General features: G+C 73.3%; 16 protein-coding genes. 11 read left to right on the top strand and 5 right to left on the bottom strand.

What is annotated here, in order from left to right; all coding sequences use genetic code 11:
• The first annotated feature begins 38 nt into the window (after window positions 1–38).
• Window positions 39–638 carry a DUF1349 domain-containing protein gene (locus ABD948_RS10110; protein WP_345265336.1) on the top strand — a complete coding sequence of 200 codons (600 nt, stop codon included), beginning with the start codon at window positions 39–41 and terminating at the stop codon, window positions 636–638.
• 27 nt (window positions 639–665) lie between these two features.
• Here ABD948_RS10110 and ABD948_RS10105 read toward each other — a convergent pair whose 3' ends face one another.
• Entirely contained in the window at window positions 666–1,751 is a 1,086-nt protein-coding gene (locus ABD948_RS10105) for an SDR family oxidoreductase (protein WP_345265334.1), read from the bottom strand.
• A 164-nt stretch (window positions 1,752–1,915) separates the two neighbouring features.
• Between ABD948_RS10105 and ABD948_RS10100 the strand changes: the two genes are divergently transcribed.
• The gene (locus tag ABD948_RS10100; RefSeq protein WP_345265332.1) at window positions 1,916–2,932 is read left to right on the top strand and encodes an FKBP-type peptidyl-prolyl cis-trans isomerase; all 1,017 of its coding nucleotides are present in this window, start codon (window positions 1,916–1,918) and stop codon (window positions 2,930–2,932) included.
• 27 nt (window positions 2,933–2,959) lie between these two features.
• Here ABD948_RS10100 and ABD948_RS10095 read toward each other — a convergent pair whose 3' ends face one another.
• On the bottom strand, window positions 2,960–3,886 hold the full coding sequence (locus ABD948_RS10095) for a TetR-type transcription factor C-terminal domain-containing protein (RefSeq protein ID WP_345265330.1): 927 nt from the start codon (window positions 3,884–3,886) through the stop codon (window positions 2,960–2,962).
• Window positions 3,887–4,048: 162 nt separating this feature from the next.
• On the opposite strand from ABD948_RS10095, the gene ABD948_RS10090 reads away from it, so the two are divergent.
• Genes ABD948_RS10090 through ABD948_RS10080 form a run of 3 tightly spaced genes read left to right on the top strand, consistent with a single transcriptional unit; the run spans window position 4,049 to window position 7,886 of the window.
• Window positions 4,049–5,005: a cyclase family protein gene (locus ABD948_RS10090; RefSeq protein WP_345265328.1), complete on the top strand. Its 957-nt coding sequence runs from the start codon at window positions 4,049–4,051 to the stop codon at window positions 5,003–5,005.
• Between the two features lie 8 nt (window positions 5,006–5,013).
• Complete coding sequence (locus ABD948_RS10085; protein WP_345265326.1) at window positions 5,014–6,660, top strand: class I adenylate-forming enzyme family protein; 1,647 nt, start codon at window positions 5,014–5,016, stop codon at window positions 6,658–6,660.
• Complete coding sequence (locus tag ABD948_RS10080) at window positions 6,657–7,886, top strand: acyl-CoA dehydrogenase family protein (RefSeq protein WP_345265324.1); 1,230 nt, start codon at window positions 6,657–6,659, stop codon at window positions 7,884–7,886. The genes ABD948_RS10085 and ABD948_RS10080 overlap by 4 nt, the downstream gene beginning before the upstream one ends.
• Window positions 7,887–7,911: 25 nt before the next feature.
• On the opposite strand, the gene ABD948_RS10075 is transcribed toward ABD948_RS10080, so the two are convergent.
• Both ABD948_RS10075 and ABD948_RS10070 read right to left on the bottom strand, forming a co-directional pair.
• Window positions 7,912–8,409 carry an acyl-CoA thioesterase gene (locus ABD948_RS10075; RefSeq protein ID WP_345265322.1) on the bottom strand — a complete coding sequence of 166 codons (498 nt, stop codon included), beginning with the start codon at window positions 8,407–8,409 and terminating at the stop codon, window positions 7,912–7,914.
• Window positions 8,410–8,446: 37 nt separating this feature from the next.
• A complete protein-coding gene (locus ABD948_RS10070) occupies window positions 8,447–8,848 on the bottom strand; it encodes a VOC family protein (protein ID WP_345265320.1) in 402 nt (133 codons plus the stop codon).
• 91 nt (window positions 8,849–8,939) lie between these two features.
• On the opposite strand from ABD948_RS10070, the gene ABD948_RS10065 reads away from it, so the two are divergent.
• The 3 genes from ABD948_RS10065 (at window position 8,940) to ABD948_RS10055 (ending at window position 12,222) form a co-directional block, all read left to right on the top strand.
• Complete coding sequence (locus tag ABD948_RS10065; protein WP_345265318.1) at window positions 8,940–9,665, top strand: TetR/AcrR family transcriptional regulator; 726 nt, start codon at window positions 8,940–8,942, stop codon at window positions 9,663–9,665.
• Window positions 9,666–9,867: 202 nt separating this feature from the next.
• The gene (locus ABD948_RS10060) at window positions 9,868–11,538 is read left to right on the top strand and encodes an ELWxxDGT repeat protein (RefSeq protein WP_345265316.1); all 1,671 of its coding nucleotides are present in this window, start codon (window positions 9,868–9,870) and stop codon (window positions 11,536–11,538) included.
• 120 nt (window positions 11,539–11,658) lie between these two features.
• On the top strand, window positions 11,659–12,222 hold the full coding sequence (locus tag ABD948_RS10055; protein ID WP_345265314.1) for a TetR/AcrR family transcriptional regulator: 564 nt from the start codon (window positions 11,659–11,661) through the stop codon (window positions 12,220–12,222).
• 13 nt (window positions 12,223–12,235) lie between these two features.
• Here the strand turns inward: ABD948_RS10055 and ABD948_RS10050 are convergent, their stop codons facing one another.
• Entirely contained in the window at window positions 12,236–13,102 is an 867-nt protein-coding gene (locus ABD948_RS10050; RefSeq protein WP_345265312.1) for a hypothetical protein, read from the bottom strand.
• A gap of 269 nt (window positions 13,103–13,371) precedes the next feature.
• Here ABD948_RS10050 and ABD948_RS10045 point away from each other — a divergent pair, with 269 nt between their 5' ends.
• From ABD948_RS10045 to ABD948_RS10035, 3 genes are all read left to right on the top strand, one after another.
• Window positions 13,372–13,779, top strand: coding sequence for a sensor histidine kinase (locus ABD948_RS10045; RefSeq protein ID WP_345265310.1), 408 nt, complete (start codon window positions 13,372–13,374; stop codon window positions 13,777–13,779).
• Window positions 13,776–14,267, top strand: a complete 492-nt coding sequence (locus ABD948_RS10040) for a response regulator transcription factor (protein WP_345265308.1) — start codon at window positions 13,776–13,778, stop codon at window positions 14,265–14,267. Before ABD948_RS10045 ends, ABD948_RS10040 begins: the two co-directional genes overlap by 4 nt.
• A 415-nt stretch (window positions 14,268–14,682) precedes the next feature.
• Complete coding sequence (locus tag ABD948_RS10035) at window positions 14,683–16,839, top strand: DEAD/DEAH box helicase (protein WP_345265306.1); 2,157 nt, start codon at window positions 14,683–14,685, stop codon at window positions 16,837–16,839.
• The last annotated feature ends 77 nt before the right edge of the window (window positions 16,840–16,916 follow it).

Raw genomic sequence — 16,916 nt, 5'->3', positions numbered from 1 at the left:
CGCGACGCCGTCAAACGCTGCGGGTACCGTGCCGCGTCATGGTCCTCGACGACGGCACTCGCTGGCGCTCCGCCCTGGCACGGGCCACCTGGCTGAACCCGCCACCGGACGTGCAGGTCCGCGAGGACGCGCTGCTGGTCACGGCGGCCGAGGGCAGCGACCTGTGGCGCACCACCTCCTACGGCTTCGTGCGCGACTCCGGGCACGCGCTGCTGGTGGAGCTCCCGGAGGCGACGGCGCTGGAGGTGTCCTTCGTCGTCGACCTGCCCGAGCAGTTCGACCAGGCGGGGCTGCTCGTGCGGTCCGGCCCGGAGCAGTGGGTCAAGGCCGGCGTCGAGCACAGCGACGGCGCGCCGCAGGTGGGCGCCGTCGTCACGCGCGGGGTCTCGGACTGGTCGGTCGCGCCTGTGCCCGCGTGGGCGGGGCGGGTGGTCACCGTGCGCGGCAGCCGCGCCGGGGACGCCCTCACCGTGCGGGCGCGCGTCGACGACGAGCCGTGGCAGCTGGTGCGCGTGGCCCCGTTGCCGCCGGGGCCGCTGCTGGCCGGGCCCTACTGCTGCGCGCCCTCGCGCGCCGGGCTCACCGTGCGGTTCACCGACGTGCGGCTGGTGCCCGCCGACGGCGCTCTGCACGGCTGAGCGACCCCGGCCCCGCGGAGGTCGGCGTCAGGGGATGACGCGGGCGTCGCGGTAGCGCTGGGCGTGGTGGAAGAAGCTGGCGCGGGTGTCACGGGTAGCCGAGAAGCCCGCTGCGCGACTGCGGTTCATGTCGGTGACGACCTCGATGTCGCGGCCCAGGTCGGCGTCGGTGTGCCACCACGACGCCACCCGCGCCAGGTCGGGCTCCACCAGGTCGTGCCGTCGGGCCAGGTCGCGCCAGGCCTCCTCCGTGCCGGCCATCGAGGCCTCCAGCGGCCGCGGCTCGCCGTCGAAGCCCTCCCACTCCAGGCCGAACCAGTCGGCCACCTGGGGCCAGAGCCAGCGCCACCGGAAGACGTCGCCGTTGGCGGTGTTGAAGGCCCGGTCGTGCGCGGCGGGGGTGGTGGTCGCCCAGGTGATCTGCTCGGCCAGCAGGTCGGCGTCGGTCACGTCGGTGAGCCCGTCCCACTGCTGCTGCGAGCCCGGGAAGACGAACGGCCTGCCCAGGTCGCGGCACAGCGAGGCGTAGGCGCACAGCGTGGCCACCATGTTCATCGCGTTGCCGGTGGCGAACCCGAACACGGTGTGCGAGCGGTGCACGCTCCAGGTGAAGCCGTCGCGCTCGGCCGCGGCGATCAGCTCGTCCTCCTGCGCGTAGTAGAAGTTGGGGTAGGGCAGCCGCTCCTCCTCCTCGCGGAAGGGCGTGTCGGGCATCTCGCCCTGGCCGTAGGCCTCGAACGGGCCGAGGTAGTGCTTGAGACCCGTCATCAGCGCCACGTGCCGCACCGAGCGTGACGGCGCCAGGGCCGCCAGCAGGTCGCGGACGGCGCCGCCGTTGACGCGGATGTTCTCCTCCTCGGTCTCCATCCGGGTCCACGCGGTGATCGCCACGACCTCCGGGGCGACGCCGTCGAGGGCCGCCGCGAGCCCCTCGGGGTCGCTGAGATCGGCGCGCACCGGGTGCACCTCGGGCAGCGGCGCGGTGCCGCTGCGGGAGAGGCCGTAGGTCTCCCACCCCTCGGCCACGAGGCGTCGGGCGACTGCCTGGCCGACGATGCCGGTGACGCCGACGACGAGCGCGCGGCCGCGCGGCGTGCTGGTTGACTCGGGCACGGGCCCTCCCAAGGTCGTGGTGGCCGCCGGTCGGCCTCCGTCGGCGACGCTAGCGAGCACGTGGGCACGCCACCCGGAGCCTGCCCTGCAGCCCCCTCAGCACCCGCACAGGGAGCGCGGTTAGCGTGGTGGTTCCGCCCGACCCCGATCTCGAAGGTTCTCCCGTGCACCGACGTCTCCGTCGCCCGGCGGCCGCCCTCAGCGGCCTGCTGCTCGTCTCCGCCCTCGCCGCCTGCGGGGGTGGTGGGTCCGAGGAGGCCGACGACCCCGGGAGCTCGAGCTCCTCGGAGGGCGGCAGTGGCGACAGCGAGACCGGCGAGGAGGTCGAGGGCGTCACGTTCGAGGGCGAGGTGGGCGAGAGCCTGACCGTCGACTTCTCCGCCGAGGTGCCCCAGCCCGCCGAGACCACCGTGACCACGGTGGTCGAGGGCGACGGCGACCCGGTCGAGGAGGGTGACACCGTGAACACCTACCTGTGGCTGGGCAACGGCACCGGGCAGGAGCAGCTCTTCAGCGACTACGACAACGGCGCCCCGCAGGCCATCCCCTACGAGCCCGCGCAGCTCGACGAGCTGTTCGGCTCGCTGCTGGAGGGCCAGACCTACGGGTCGCGCGTCGTCGCCGTCACCACGCCCGAGGTGGTCTTCGGAGCCGACCCGCAGGGCAACCAGTTCGAGGTCCAGGACTCCGACAGCCTCGTGGTGGTGGCCGACCTGGTCGACGAGCAGCAGGCCGCGCCGGAGCCCAGCAGCGACCAGCCCGAGGACGCCGAGCCCGACACCCAGCCCAGCGTGGTGGAGGAGGGCGGCAACCCGGTGGGCCTGGACTTCGAGGGCATCGAGGAGCCCGAGCTCGACCAGCCGGTGCAGCGCGTGGTCCTCGAGGAGGGCGACGGCGCCCCCGTCACCGCGCAGAGCGAGGTGACGGTCAACTACCTCGGCTCCACCTACGAGGCCGACGCGCCCTTCGACGAGAGCTACTCGCGCGGCGAGCCGCTGGTCTCCCCCCTCAGCGGTCTGATCCCCGGCTGGACGATCGGCCTGACCGGCGTGCCCGTCGGCAGCCGCGTGCTGCTGCAGATCCCGCCCGCCTACGGCTACGGCGCCGAGGGCAGCGGGCCGAGCATCCCGGGCAACGCCACGCTGTGGTTCGTCATCGACATCGTCTCCGCGGAGGGCTGAGCGCCGGCCGGCCCGCGCCTCCTCGGCTCAGCGGGGGAGCGGGCGGGCCGCGGGGCGGCAGCGCACGACGTCGAGCGCGAACTCCACGTACTGCGCGGCCACCTGCTCGGGCGAGGAGGGGCCGGTGGGCCGGTACCACTGCGCCAGGGCGGTGCACGAGGTGACGACGGCGCGGGCGGCCGCCTGCGGCTCGGGCGTCGCGAACAGTCCGTCCCGGCAGCCCTGCTCCACCTCGGTGGTGACCTTGCGCTGCTCCCGGTTGCGGATGCCCGCGATGCGGTGGCGCGCCGCCGGGATCAGGCTGCGCATCTCGGTGGCGCCGATGAAGCCGAGCTCGCGCCGGTGGGTGTGGAACAGCGCCAGGCACTCCACCAGGTTCGCGAGGCGCTCGGCGGGGTCGGCGCCGTCGTCGAGCGCTGCGGAGGTGCGGGCGGAGAGCTCGGCCATGGCCCGTTCGAGCAGCGCGACCAGCATCTGCTGCTTGCCGCCGTAGTAGTGGTAGAGGCCGGCGACCGAGAGCCCCGCTCTCTCGGCGATGCCGCGCATCGTGGAGCCGTGGTACCCGTAGACCAGGAACGAGGCCATCGCCCCGCGCAGCGCGGGGTCCCAGCGCGCCGGCGGGAACTCCCGCCACGAGCGCTGCGCCGGCACGGCCGGGCCGCGGGGCGAGGCGGGGCCGGCGGCCCGGGCCCACCGGTCGTCCACGACGGGTTCGGGCACCGTGCCCACCAGCCGCTCGATCCGGACCCCCAACACGTCGGCGAGCTGGGTGACCCGCTCGGTGGAGGTGCCGGTGCGGCCGTTCTCGAGGGCGCTCACGGTGGCGGGGCTGACGCCGAGAGCGGCGGCCAGCTGGCGCAGCGTCATGCCACGGTGCTGACGCAGGGTGCGCACCGCGCGGCCGAGGTCGGTGCGGTGGGCGGTCGTCGTCCCGGGTTCTCCCGTGGTCGGCACGGGTTCAGGATAGCCGAACAAAACATTGCCTGAGAGGTCCGCGGATCCGTTGACAGGCGACTCCTCGGCAGGAAATGTGATGGGCGTCATCCCGCAGCCCGAGTGATCGTTCGGGCCGCACACCTGTGCCTGGGCATCGCCCGGGGGACCTTGGAGGCACGCATGACCGACACCGCACCCGACCTCACCGACCTGCTCGCCGACTCGCCGAGCAACTGGGGCAAGTGGGGCCCCGACGACGAGGTGGGCAGCCTGAACTACCTCGGCCCCGAGCAGGTGCTCGCCGCCGCCGGACTGATCCGCACCGGCAAGACCTTCACCCTCCAGCGCCTCATCGGCGACCCGAAGGGCGACCCCGTGTGGCCCGGTCGCACCCCCGCCACGCGGACCCAGATCATGGACGAGTCCACCTGGGACGCCGCGGACGCGCCGCAGTTCCCGGGCGGTCTGCACTACGCCGACGACAAGATCGACGCCTTCCTGCAGGGCTCCACGCAGTACGACGCGCTGGGCCACGTCTGGTACGGCGGCCAGCTCTACAACGGCTACGACGCCCGCAGCACGGTCGGCGGCATGGAGATGGCCAGCGTCGAGCCCATCGCCCAGCGCGGCGTCGTGGGCCGGGCGGTGCTGCTCGACATGGCGCGCTTCCGGGGCAAGGAGACCCTGGAGTCGGCCGAGACCTTCACCCACGAGGACCTGCTGGCCTGCGCCGAGAAGCAAGGCGTCGAGATCCGCCCGCGCGACATCCTGGTGATCCGGACCAACTACCTGCAGCGCTTCTTCGAGCTGGGTGACAAGTTCTACGAGGGCTTCTGCGAGCCCGGCATGGTCTACAGCCCCGAGCTGGTCCAGTGGTTCGCCGACATGGAGATCCCCAACCTGGTCACCGACACGATCGCCAACGAGGTCACCACCGACCCCAACAACGGCGTCGCGCTGGTGCTGCACAACGCGCTGATGCGCAACCTCGGCATCACCTTCACCGAGATCTGCGACCTCGAGAGCCTGGCGGCCGACTGCGCCGAGGACGGCGCCTACGAGTTCTTCTACGCCGCGGCTCCGCTCAAGGTGGCCAAGGGCAGCGGCTCGCCGGTCAACCCGCTCGCCATCAAGTAGGGGCGCCGGTGTCCCAGTACGACGAGCGGCCCTGGCTGCAGCTCTACGGGCAGATGCCCGCGGAGCTGCACGCCGGGCACCGCAACGCGCTCGAGATGTTCCAGGCCGGGCTGGCCCAGGACCCCGACGGCGACGCCATCCGCTACTTCGACGGCGTCATGAGCCGCCGCGAGCTCGACGAGCAGAGCAGTGCTCTGGCCAGCGGGCTGCTGGCTCAGGGCTTCGCGGCCGGCGACCGACTCGCGGTCTACCTGCAGAACGTCCCGCAGTTCCTGGTGGCCATGCTGGCCGCCTGGAAGGCGGGCGGACTGCTGGTCTCCATCAACCCGATGAGCCGGGCGCGCGAGCTGACCTACCTGCTCGAGGACTCCGGCGCCGTCGCCCTGGTGTGCCTGGAGTCGCTCTACGACGAGGTCGCCCGCGACGTCGTGCCGGGCAGCGCCGTGCGCCTGGTGCTGACCACGAGCGAGCTCGAGCACCAGCACACCCCCGACCCACGGCTCTTCGCGGGCAGCAGCCGGCAGCGGCACGAGGGCACCACCGACCTCGCCGGCTTCATCGAGGAGCACCGCGGAGAGGTGCCGCCCGCCGTCACGCTCGGCCCCGACGACGTGGCGTTCCTGACCTACACCTCGGGCACCACCGGCGTACCCAAGGGGGCGATGAACACCCACGGCAACGTCACCTTCACCTCCGCGGTCTACCGCGACTGCGCCCGCTTCCAGCCCGGTGGCTCCGTGTTCGGCATCGCGCCGCTGTTCCACATCACCGGCCTGATCGGACACATCGGCATCAGCTTCCTGGCGCCGATGCCGCTGGTGCTCGCCTACCGCTTCGAGCCCGCCGTCGTGCTCGACGCGCTGCGCCAGCACCGACCCACCTACACGATCGGTGCGATCACGGCGTTCAACGCCCTGCTCAACCACCCCGACTTCAGCCGCGAGCACTTCTCCTCCTTCACCAGCGTGTACTCCGGCGGTGCCGCCATCTCGCCGACGGCGGAGAAGACCTTCCTGGAGAGGACCGGTGTGCAGGTCCACAACGCCTACGGCCTCACCGAGACCACGAGCCCGATGACGCTGACGCCGTTCGGCACGCCCTCACCGGTCGACCCCACCTCGGGCGCGCTCTCGGTCGGCGTGCCGGTGCCCTCGACCGTCGTCCGGATCCTCGGCGACGACGGGGCCGAGGTGCCGCTCGGCGAGGTCGGCGAGATCGTGGCCGAGGGGCCCCAGGTGGTGGCCGGCTACTGGCAGAAGCCGCAGGAGACCGCCGCCGGACTGCCCGGGGGAGCGCTGCGCTCGGGCGACGTGGGCTTCATGGACGACGCCGGCTGGATCTTCATCGTCGACCGCAAGAAGGACATGATCAACGCCTCCGGATACAAGGTGTGGCCGCGCGAGGTCGAGGACGTGCTCGCCGAGCACGCCGCGGTGCGCGAGGCGGCCGTCGTCGGGGTGCCCGACGAGAAGCGCGGCGAGACCGTCAAGGCGTTCGTCAGCCTCAAGGACGGCGCCGAGGTCACGCCCGAGGAGCTCATCGCCCACTGCAAGGAGCGGATGGCGGCCTACAAGTACCCCCGCGAGGTGGTGCTGCTCGACGAGCTGCCCAAGACGGTGACCGGCAAGATCCTGCGACGCGAGCTCCGCGCATGAGCGCACCGCGGAGCGCCGTCCGGTCGGTCCGGGCGCTCGCCGCGCCCTCGGGTCGCGCCGTCGAGCTGCTCGCACGGATGGAGGAGTTCCTGCACGCGGAGGTGCTCCCCGCGGAGGCCACCTACGCCGAGCAGCGCGCCGCCGCGGGACTCGAGGACCGGAGGCTGCCGGCGGTGGTGGAGGAGCTGAAGGTCAAGGCCCGCGAACGCGAGCTGTGGAACCTCTTCCTCCCGGCGGAGTCGGGCCTCACCCAGCTGGAGTACGCCCCGATCGCCGAGCTCACCGGCTGGAGTCTCGACATCGCGCCCGAGGCCACCAACTGCGCGGCGCCCGACACCGGCAACATGGAGCTGCTGCACCTGCTGGGCACGCCCGCACAGCAGGAGCAGTGGCTCCGCCCGCTGCTCGACGGCGAGATCCGCTCGGCGTTCGCGATGACCGAGCCGGCCGTGGCCAGCTCGGACGCCACGAACATCGAGACGCGGATCGAGCGCGACGGCGACGAGTACGTGGTCAACGGTCGCAAGTGGTGGACCAGCGGGGCGCTCGACCCGCGCTGCGCGCTGTTCGTGCTGATGGGCAAGACCGATCCGACGGCGGCCAGGCACCGCCAGCAGAGCATGGTGCTGGTGCCCCGCGAGACTGCGGGCGTGCGGGTGGTGCGCGACCTGCCGGTCTTCGGCCACCACGACCAGCACGGCCACGCGATCGTCGAGTTCACCGACGTCCGGGTGCCGGTGGGCAACGTGGTCGGCGAGGAGGGTGGCGGATTCGCGGCCGCCCAGGCCCGTCTGGGGCCGGGACGCATCCACCACTGCATGCGCGCCCTCGGTGCCGCGGAGCGTGCGCTGGCGATGATGGTCGACCGCGCCCACGAGCGCGTCGCGTTCGGGGGCCCGCTGGCCGACCAGGGCGTCGTCCAGCACCAGGTGGCGGAGTCGCGGCTGGAGCTCGAGCAGGCCCGCCTGCTGTGCTACCAGGCCTGCCAGGTGATCGACGACCTCGGCAACCGCGAGGCGCGCAACCTGGTGGCCATGGCCAAGGTGGCGGTGCCGCGCGCGGCGCACTCGGTGATCGACCGCGCCATCCAGCTGCACGGCGGTGCCGGCGTCACCGACGTGACGCCACTGGCCGCCATGTACGGCTGGCACCGCGCCATGCGGCTCTTCGACGGGCCGGACGAGGTGCACCTGCGCTCGATCGCGCGCGCCGAGCTGCAGCGCTGAGCTGCGGCGCTGGGCTCCTGCGCGCTCAGGCCCGCCCGCCGCGCAGTGCGACGGGCGGGCCCGCGTAGCGCTCGAGCGCGGCGCGCACGTCGTCGTCGATCGGCCACGAGGAGGCCTCCGCGGTCTCCCAGAGCACGAGGGTGGACTCGGCGAGCAGCGCCGGCGGGTGGGCGGCGTCGGTACGCATCTCGGTGCTGACGGCGAACGAGGATCGGCCCACGTGGGAGATCCACAACCGCACCAGGAACGGCCGGAACGGGGTGAAGCGCATCTCCGCGTGGTAGTCGACGCGCTGGGAGCCCATCAGCTCGACGACGCCGGACGGCACCGGGTCGAGCAGGCCGGTGCCCTCGATGCCGGTCCCTGGCTCGACGCCGTCGCGGGTGCCCAGCTCGGCGAAGCGCAGGAACAGCACCCGGGCCTCGTCGATGATCCGCATCGCCTCCACGTTGTCGACGTGACCGCCGAGGTTCACGTCGCGCAGCCGTGCCTGGATCTCGCACTCGAACACCTCACCGGCCATGCGGGCGATCCTGCCAGCAACCCGCCGGCGGACGGCCTCATGCCCCGGCGGAGCCCGGCATCCACTGCACCAGCTGCCAGACGATGCCGTTCGGGTCGGCGAGCTGGCAGAAGCGCTCGCCCCACGGCTCGGTCTCGGGTGGGGTCACCACCTCGGCGCCGGCGCCGGCGTCGGCGATGCGGGCGAACTCGGCGTCGAGGTCCTCGACCACCAGGGCGATCAGCAGCCCCTCGCCGGCGGCGCCGGCGATCCGGGCGGGCTGGAAGGAGGGCAGGCCGACCTGGAGGAACACCACGTTCACCCCGGCGCTGGGGTGGGCCAGCGAGACGAAGCCGTCGGCGGACATGGCCTCGCTGAAGCCGAGGTGGGTGGTGGCGAACGCCGCGGAGGCTGCCGGGTCGGGGACGTTGAGGGAGAGGGCGGTGGCGGTGACGTGCATGGTGACTCCTCGCTCGATGCAAAACAATGTACAACGTACAAGGTCGTACAACGTCCTAGGATGGCGTGATGTTCCCGGCGGTGGTGATCTGATGGCACGGTCTCTGGTCGACCTGCTGTGGCGCGACCACCCGGAGGCACCCCGCGGCGGCAGTCGGGGCCCGGAGTCGCGCGTCTCCACGGGGGAGGTGGTGGCCGCGGCGCTTGACCTCGCCGACTCCGGTGGGCTCGCCGAGGTGACGGTGCGCCGGCTCGGCGCGCACCTGGGCATCTCCGCCATGTCGGTCTACACCCACGTCGGCAGCCGGGACGACCTGCTCGTGCTCATGGCCGACGCCGCGCACGCCCAGATGGACCTGCCGGCGTTCGGCCGCGCCGGGTGGCGCACCCGCTGTCGACGGGTGGCCGAGGCCAACCGTGCCCAGCTGCTGGCGCGGGCGTGGCTGCTCGACGTCGACGACGACCGCACGGTCCTCGGCCCGGGGACCATCGCCAAGTACGACCACGAGCTGCAGGCGTTCGAGGGGCTGGGGCTCGACGACGTCGCCCGCGACGCCGCCCTCACCCTGCTGCTCGACCTCGCCCGCTCGTCTGCCCGCGTCGCGCGACGCCGTCCGACTACCGGGACGAACGTGGGAGCCGAGGAGTGGGCGCGGTGGGGCCCCGCCCTGGGCCGCTACCTGGGCGACGCCCACCCGCTCGCCCAACGGGTGGGCGGCGCCGCCGGTGCCGCGATGGGGGCCGCCTCCAGCCCCGACCACGCCTGGCGGTTCGCGCTCGAGCGGGTGCTGGACGGGCTGTCGTCGCTCGGTCGCTGAAGGCCGGGCCCCGTCGCGATCGCCCGTCCCGCCCTCCCTGTCGGTCCCTCCGCGGGGCGCGGTGAAGAGGTGTCGTCGCCGTGCGCGGCGGTCGAGCCGCCGGGTCACTGGTCCAGACCGGTGGCACAACCGGGTGGCGGGGGAGGGTTCATTGAATTACGTTACGCCACGTAACCAAATAACCCCAGCGTCAGGAGCCACCATGCACACCCACCTCCGAGGTCGCGCCACCGCGAGCGGCCTGGCCGCCGCCGTTGGCCTGGCGACCCTCGTCGTCGCCGGCAGTACCGCGCCCGCCGCGGCGCACGGCAACGCCGCGCCCGTGGTCCTCAAGAGCTTCACCACGGTCAGCGCCGAGCAGCAGATGGCGGTGCTCGGCAACCGGTTCCTCTTCGCCGCGGCAGCCGAGACCGGCGGGGTGGAGCCCTACATCTCCGACGGGACGGCCGCCGGCACGCGCCTGCTGGCCGACGTCGTCCCGGGCGCGGGCAGCAGCAGCCCGACCGAGTTCACCACCGTCGCCAACCGGGTCTACTTCACCGCGACGACGCCGGCCACGGGCCGCGAGCTCTGGGTCACCGACGGCACGACCGCTGGCACGACCCTGGTCGAGGACGTCTTCCCCGGTGCCGGTAGCGGTCTGCCCAACGGGCTGGTGCCCCTGGGTGACAGGTTGCTGCTGAGCGTCGACGACGGCACGCACGGTGCGGAGCTGTGGACCAGCAAGGGCACGGCGGCGACCACCTCACTCGTCGAGGACCTCACGGTGGGCCCGGACGACACGCCCATCACGGACCTCACGGCAGCCAGCGGCGTGGCGTACTTCCGTGCGTTCTTCGCGGGTGTCGGCTCGGAGATCGTGCGCACCGACGGCACCGACGGCGGCACGCAGGTCATCGACGTGACTCCCGGACCGGTCTCGAGCTCGCCCCAGGACATCACCCACCTCTCGGGCAGCACGGTGGTCTTCTCCGCCGACGGCCCCGGCTCCGGCCGCGAGCTGTGGCGCAGCAACGGGACGCCTGCAGGCACGCAGCTGATCGAGGACGCCGTCCCCGGCGGCAACGACAGCGCCATCTCCGGTCTGGCGAGGGTCGGCGACGCCGTCTTCTACCGCGGCACCCACCCGACCCAGGGTCAGGAGCTCTTCGCCACCCGCGGGACCGCCGCCACCACCGGGATCGTCAAGGACCTGGCGCTCGGTGCGTCCTCCAACCCGGCCGACATCGTCGAGTCGGGCGGTCGCGCCTACTTCACCGCCGACGTGCCCGGCGCGGGACGCGAGGTCCACGTCTCGGACGGCACGGTCGCGGGCACGGCACGCGTCGAGGACGTGCGTCCCGGCCCAGGTGACGGCGTCGAGGGTCGCCTGGTCCGTCACGGACGCGGGGTCGCCTTCGGCGGCAACGACGGCGTCTCCGGCACCGAGCCCTGGCTGAGCAACGGCAGTGCCGCCGGCACGGACCGGGTCCGCGACGTGGTGCCGGCCAACCAGGGCGAGGCGCGAGCAGTGCTCTCCGTCGGACCCCGCGTCGTGTTCCACACGCTCCTGGAGGGCCAGCCCACCCTGCTGGCGGTGGACGCGCAGCGCTGGTTCAGCGTCGACTCCGCGACTCCCAAGATCATCCGCAAGGCGACGCTGCGTGTGGGCAAGAAGGTGGTGGTCGTCCCCGGTGCCTGGGAGGTCGGGTCCACCCTGAAGGTGCGGTGGCTGCGTAACGGCAAGCCCATCGCCGGGGCCACCCGCAAGGCTTACCGGCTCACGAAGGCCGACCTCGGCAAGAAGATCCGCGTCCGGGTCACGGGGACGGCCCCGGGCCACAACCCGGTGGCCCGCACCTCGGCCCCCACCGGCAAGGTCAGGAAGGCCTGACCGTCATCCTCGCCCGTGCGCAGCGGTCGGGCCCCTCGGGCCCGGCCGCTGTCGGCGTGCCCACTCGCAGACCCGCCACACCGCCGGGGCACGATGTGCTCCACGACGAGGAGGAGGATCATGGCCCGCCCACGTGACCCGCAGATCGAGGAGCGCATCCTCGACGCGACCGACCAACTGATCAGGGAGCACGGCTACGAGGCCGTGACCGTGGAGGCCATCGCGGAGCGCGCCGGCGTCGGCAAGCCCACCGTCTACCGGCGGTTCGCCAACCGTGACGAGGTGCTCATGGCCCTCAACGCGCGCGCGTCGATCCCCGTCGAGCCGGTCGACACCGGGACGCTCCTCGGCGACATCCGCGCCATCGTGTGGGGCGTCGTGCCGACGGTGAACACGGCGGTCCTGCGTGCCACGCTGGGTCCGCAGGTCGGTCGTGCGATCGCCGACGACGACGCCAACCGTGTGTTCCAGGAGACCGTCGGCGGCTCCTCCGACGTGTACATGCGACCTATCTGGGAGCGCGGCCTGGCGCGGGGGGAGATCGACCCTTCCCTGGACTACGAGGTCGCCAGGACCGCGCTGGGCACCGCGGTCATCTTCTCCCTGGCGCTCTACCGGCTCGACGAGTCGTGCGTCGAGCAGATCGCCGCCATGTGGGTGAGGTCCGTGGCGCCGCCCGCATGACGGCGCGCAGTCCTCAGGTGCGTCCGGCCGGGGGCCAGTAGGCCCAGTCGTGGCGCTCCTCGGGCGAGACGATGCGGCGCGGCTGGTGCGGGCTGCCCGCGGCGTCGAGGACCTTGCGCCCGATGTCGCGCAGCGCCGCGGCGTCGTGCGCGGAGGTGCGCACGGGATCGGTGAACCACTCGAGGACCGGGGTGCTGGAGGAGATCAGCCCGGTGAGGACGTCGGCCTCGGCGGCGGCCACCAGCCAGCCGGCCTGGGGCGCGGGCGGGGCCTCGACGGCGTCGGCCACCCAGCTGGCGGCGTCGGCCATGAGCGCGTCGTCGACGAAGGGGGCGCGCTGGTCGCGCAGCGCCTGCGCCACCTCCGGCAGGACGCCGGGGTCGTAGCCGGCCTCCTCGAGGTGCTGCGTGAGGGAGTCCAGGTGCTGCTCCATCAGCCACGAGGGCATCCCGCGGACGGCGAGCAACCGGCTCAGCCACAGCACCTGGTGCAGCGCTTGCGCGGTGGTCAGCTCGGTGTGTCCGAGCAGCCAGCTGGAGTCGCCCACGGCCCAGGTGAGCCCGCGGGCGCCGTAGCGCAGCTCGTAGTAGGGGTGCGCCAGCATGGTGGCGTGCGCGGCACGCGTGCCGGCGCGCAGCAGGCCGGCCTCGCTGACCACGTGGTGAACGCCGGCCTCGGCGTTGATGCTGGCCACGGTCGGCGGGCGACCGTCGTCGCCGGTGAGCAGTCCCACGTCGACACGGTCCAGCACCTGCTCGACGACGACCGGCAGGTGCACGACGCCGGCGGCCTCCGGCTCGAGGATCGCCGCCCGCAGCGCCGCGGGGTCCTCGGTGCCCAGCAGGCACGCGACCCGCTCGACGCCCACGACCGCAGCCACGTCCGCCGGGTGCTCGACCCTCCCGTGCGCTGCGCGATCGGCATGGCGGAGGAGGAGGTCGAGCCCGGGTGAGGGCAGGGGCTCCGACGGCGTCATCGCCGGGATTGTGTCAGAGCGACCGGGGTCGCGTGGCCGTCCGGGGGCGACTCGTGAGACCGCGCGGGCGCGCGGGAAGGGGCAACCTGCTGCGCAGCGCGGGGAACCTGACCTACGCTCGTCTCGGCACTCGGGCACCCCGGGGTGTGCGGGCCGAGAGCGGGAGACGAGTGATGGACGCTCAGAGGGACGAGGTGGAGCGCCTGCGCGCCCGCGTCCTCGAGCTCGAGGAGCGCCTCGGCGTCGAGAAGGCCCGGGCCTCGCTGCGCGCCGACCGGTTGCGGATGGCCCGCGAGCTCAACGACACGATCGTGCAGGCCCTGGTGGCCGCGGAGATGGCCATGGACCTCGATCGCCCCGAGCAGGCCCGCTCCCTGGTGGGCGAGGCCTCGCGGCACTCGCGCGAGATGATCGGCCAGCTGGTGGGCGAGCGGTTGCTGCCCGGCACCGCCCTGCGCCACGCGCCGGAGCGGGCGCCGTGGACCCTCGATGACCCTGCGCCTCGCCGGACGGCCTCGCGCATCGCCGGCGGTGACGCCGCACTCGATCAGCACACCTCACCCGAGGAGACGCGCCGATGACCGCCACCCCGCCCCCGCCGGTGCTCGACCCGGTGCTCGACCCGGTGCTCGACGTCGTCCCCGCTCCCGGGCCGGACACCGCAGCCGCCGTGCGACGCGTCGTCGTCGTCGACGACGCCCCGGACCTGCGCGAGCTGATCACCCTGGTCCTCGGCCGCCGGGGTGGCGGCCTGTGGAGCGTGGTGGGCAGCGCCGGCGACGGCATCTCCGCCGTCGAGGTGGTCCACGAGCTGCACCCCGACGTCGTCCTCCTCGACATCGCGATGCCGGTCATGGACGGCCTGCAGGCCCTGCCGCTGGTGCGTCGTGCCTGCCCGGAGGCCACCATCGTCATGCTCTCCGCCTTCCCCTCCAGCAGCGCGCAGGCCGGCGCCCTCGCCGCCGGTGCCGACGCCTACCTGGAGAAGGACGACCTGGTCGGCACGCTGGTCCCCAAGCTCACGGCGCTCCTGGGCGCCGAGGGCCTCACGGCACCTGCCGCAGGCTGAGCCACCGCCGAGCCGCCGTGGCGGTGCGTGCCCGGGGGTGGCGGTGCCGCAGCGACCGAACGCGCGCCCCCCACAGTCACTGAGGCACCCCTGCCGCGGGGTGGTGGTGGCTCCATGACCGCACCCACACCCCGAACGGGCACCGAGGCACCCCCAAGCCCGGGCGCCACGCCCCGGATGAGGGACGTGACCGGGGGCATGACCTAGCATGGTCGGCGGCACCGCCTCGTGCGCGTCGCTCGTCAGGCCCCCGCAGGGCGCAGTCATCGACGAGACGGCCCGCCGCACCAGCCGGATCCGCCGTCCCGACCCGCCGGCCACCCCGGCGCGGGACGCCCCGCGGACCGGTCCGCGGCGCGGTGCCCACCGCCCGACGGCGCCACCGAGACCGTGCGGGCCCCCACGAGGAGGACGAGTGGCTCGACGAGGCCAGCGCCAGGGCGGCGGCGGTCGGGGGACGGCACGCCAGCGCCGCACCCGCCCCCAGGACAACGAGGGCATCATGCCGGTGCTCGCGAAGGCCGTGCGCGAGGTGGAGGGCGACGTCCAGCGCGGGCGGGTCAGCCAGTCGACCCACACGACGTTCCAGGTGGTGGCGCTGCTTGTGCGCGAGGAGCGTGCCCGGGTCAAGGCCGGCGGCGAGGGCACCGAGGCGCAGCGCGCCGAGCAGCTCAAGCGCCTCGACGGCGTCGCCACGATCCTCGCCAAGACCGCGGCGCGCCACCCCAGCCTCTTCGCGCTGCTCGACGAGGGCGCCGAGCTCAGCAGCGACGCCAAGGCGCTCAAGCGGGAGATGCAGGAGGAGGCCGGGTACGAGCAGCCGGAGCCGGAGGCCCCCGCCGAGCGACCCGAGGGTGCGCCCGCCGAGCGCCACCAGGTGGTGCCGCGCTCGGTGGTGGCCCGCCAGCTGGCCAACCCGTTCATGCCGCCTGACTTCTCGCTGGCCGAGCGCCGCGAGCACACCTACGGCAAGCTCGACAGCTGGGAGCTCCTCGAGCCGCTGCTGCGCTCCTTCGAGGACGCCACCGACGGCACCAAGGCCTGCATGCCGCTGCCGCCCGCCGAGGAGCTGCTCACCCGGCCGGGCCGCGCGCTGATGCCGCACCAGGCGCAGGTCGTGGCCGCGGCCGAGGCCGGTCATCGCTCGTTCCTGCTCGCGGACGAGCCGGGTCTGGGCAAGACCGCGCAGGCGCTGCTGGCGGCGCAGGCCGCCGACGCCTACCCGCTGCTCGTGGTGGTGCCCAACGTCGTCAAGACCAACTGGGCGCGCGAGGCCGCGCTGTGGACCCCGGGCCACCCGGTCACCGTCGTGCACGGCAACGGCGACTCGATGGACGGGTTCGCCGACATCGTCGTGGTCAACTACGAGATCCTCGACCGGCACGTGGGCTGGCTCGGGAACCTGGGCTTTCGCGGGATGGTCGTCGACGAGGCGCACTTCATCAAGAACAAGAGCTCCCAGCGCTCCCAGCACGTGCTGCAGCTCTCCGAGCGCATCCGCAAGCGCGTGGGCCGTCCGCTCTTCATGGCGCTCACCGGTACGCCGCTGATCAACGACATCGAGGACTTCAAGGCGATCTGGCAGTTCCTGGGCTGGATCGACGACAAGAAGCCGCGCCCGCCGCTGATGGAGGCGCTCGAGGAGACCGGCCTGACGCCGATCGACCGCGCCTTCTACCCCGCGGCCCGCACCAAGGTGATCGAGCAGGGCATCGTGCGCCGTCGCAAGATCGACGTCGCCGCCACCATCCCGGCCCGGCGCGTGGCCGACCTGCCCGTGGAGCTCGACGGCGAGGAGGGGCGCTCGATCCGCGAGGCCGAGCGGCAGCTGGCACGCCGCTTGGTCAAGCGCTACGACAGCGCGCTCGCCGCCCGCAGCTCGGGCGCGGCCGTGCACGGCTCCGACGGCATCGACCACGAGCTGGTGCGCCGGGTCGCGACCTGGGAGCGCGAGGACGGCGACAGCTCGACCGGCGGCGAGAACGTGTTCACGATGATGCAGCGCATCGGTGTGGCCAAGGCCGAGCTGGCGGCGGACTACGCCGTCCAGCTGGCCCGGAGCGTCGGCAAGGTCGTCTTCTTCGCCAAGCACATCGAGGCCATGGACATCGCCGAGGAGACCTTCGCCCGGCGCGGCCTGAAGTACTCCTCGATCCGCGGCAACCAGTCCACGACCGTGCGCAACCGCAACATCGACGCCTTCGTGGAGGACCCCGAGGTCGCCGTCGTGGTGTGCTCGCTCTCCGCGGCCGGGGTCGGCATCAACCTCCAGGTGGCGTCCAACATGGTGCTGGCCGAGCTCTCCTGGACCGACGCCGAGCAGACCCAGGCCATCGACCGCATCCACCGCATCGGGCAGGACCAGCCGGTGACGGCGTGGCGGGTCATCGCCGCGCAGACCATCGACGCCAAGGTCGCCGAGCTGATCGACAGCAAGGCCGGCCTGGCCGCGCGTGCCCTGGACGGCTCCGACGGCGAGGTCGGCTCCTCGGCCGACGTGCAGCTGGAGGCCCTGGTGGCGCTGCTCGAGGACGCGCTGCGGGCACGGACGCCGGGCCTGCTGGCCGGCTGAGGGTCAGGACGGCGGGAGCAGCCCGGGCAGCCGTCGGATGGGCGCCCGGGGGTGGCCTCGCCTAGGATGTGGCGCGG

Origin of the sequence: Nocardioides nanhaiensis (genome assembly GCF_039542785.1) — a bacterium.
GTDB lineage: Bacteria > Actinomycetota > Actinomycetes > Propionibacteriales > Nocardioidaceae > Nocardioides > Nocardioides nanhaiensis.
Note: the sequence above shows the minus strand (reverse complement) of the source record. Positions and strands in the feature narration are given on the sequence as shown.

What these genes read in the sequence shown, in the direction of transcription:
- ABD948_RS10075 (WP_345265322.1), bottom strand. Translation starts at nt 8,409, where the DNA reads ATGGCCGGTGAGGTGTTCGAGTGCGAGATCCAGGCACGGCTGCGCGAC.
- ABD948_RS10080 (WP_345265324.1), top strand. Translation starts at nt 6,657, where the DNA reads ATGAGCGCACCGCGGAGCGCCGTCCGGTCGGTCCGGGCGCTCGCCGCG.
- ABD948_RS10090 (WP_345265328.1), top strand. Translation starts at nt 4,049, where the DNA reads ATGACCGACACCGCACCCGACCTCACCGACCTGCTCGCCGACTCGCCG.
- ABD948_RS10045 (WP_345265310.1), top strand. Translation starts at nt 13,372, where the DNA reads ATGGACGCTCAGAGGGACGAGGTGGAGCGCCTGCGCGCCCGCGTCCTC.
- ABD948_RS10070 (WP_345265320.1), bottom strand. Translation starts at nt 8,848, where the DNA reads ATGCACGTCACCGCCACCGCCCTCTCCCTCAACGTCCCCGACCCGGCA.
- ABD948_RS10060 (WP_345265316.1), top strand. Translation starts at nt 9,868, where the DNA reads ATGCACACCCACCTCCGAGGTCGCGCCACCGCGAGCGGCCTGGCCGCC.
- ABD948_RS10065 (WP_345265318.1), top strand. Translation starts at nt 8,940, where the DNA reads ATGGCACGGTCTCTGGTCGACCTGCTGTGGCGCGACCACCCGGAGGCA.
- ABD948_RS10040 (WP_345265308.1), top strand. Translation starts at nt 13,776, where the DNA reads ATGACCGCCACCCCGCCCCCGCCGGTGCTCGACCCGGTGCTCGACCCG.
- ABD948_RS10055 (WP_345265314.1), top strand. Translation starts at nt 11,659, where the DNA reads ATGGCCCGCCCACGTGACCCGCAGATCGAGGAGCGCATCCTCGACGCG.
- ABD948_RS10110 (WP_345265336.1), top strand. Translation starts at nt 39, where the DNA reads ATGGTCCTCGACGACGGCACTCGCTGGCGCTCCGCCCTGGCACGGGCC.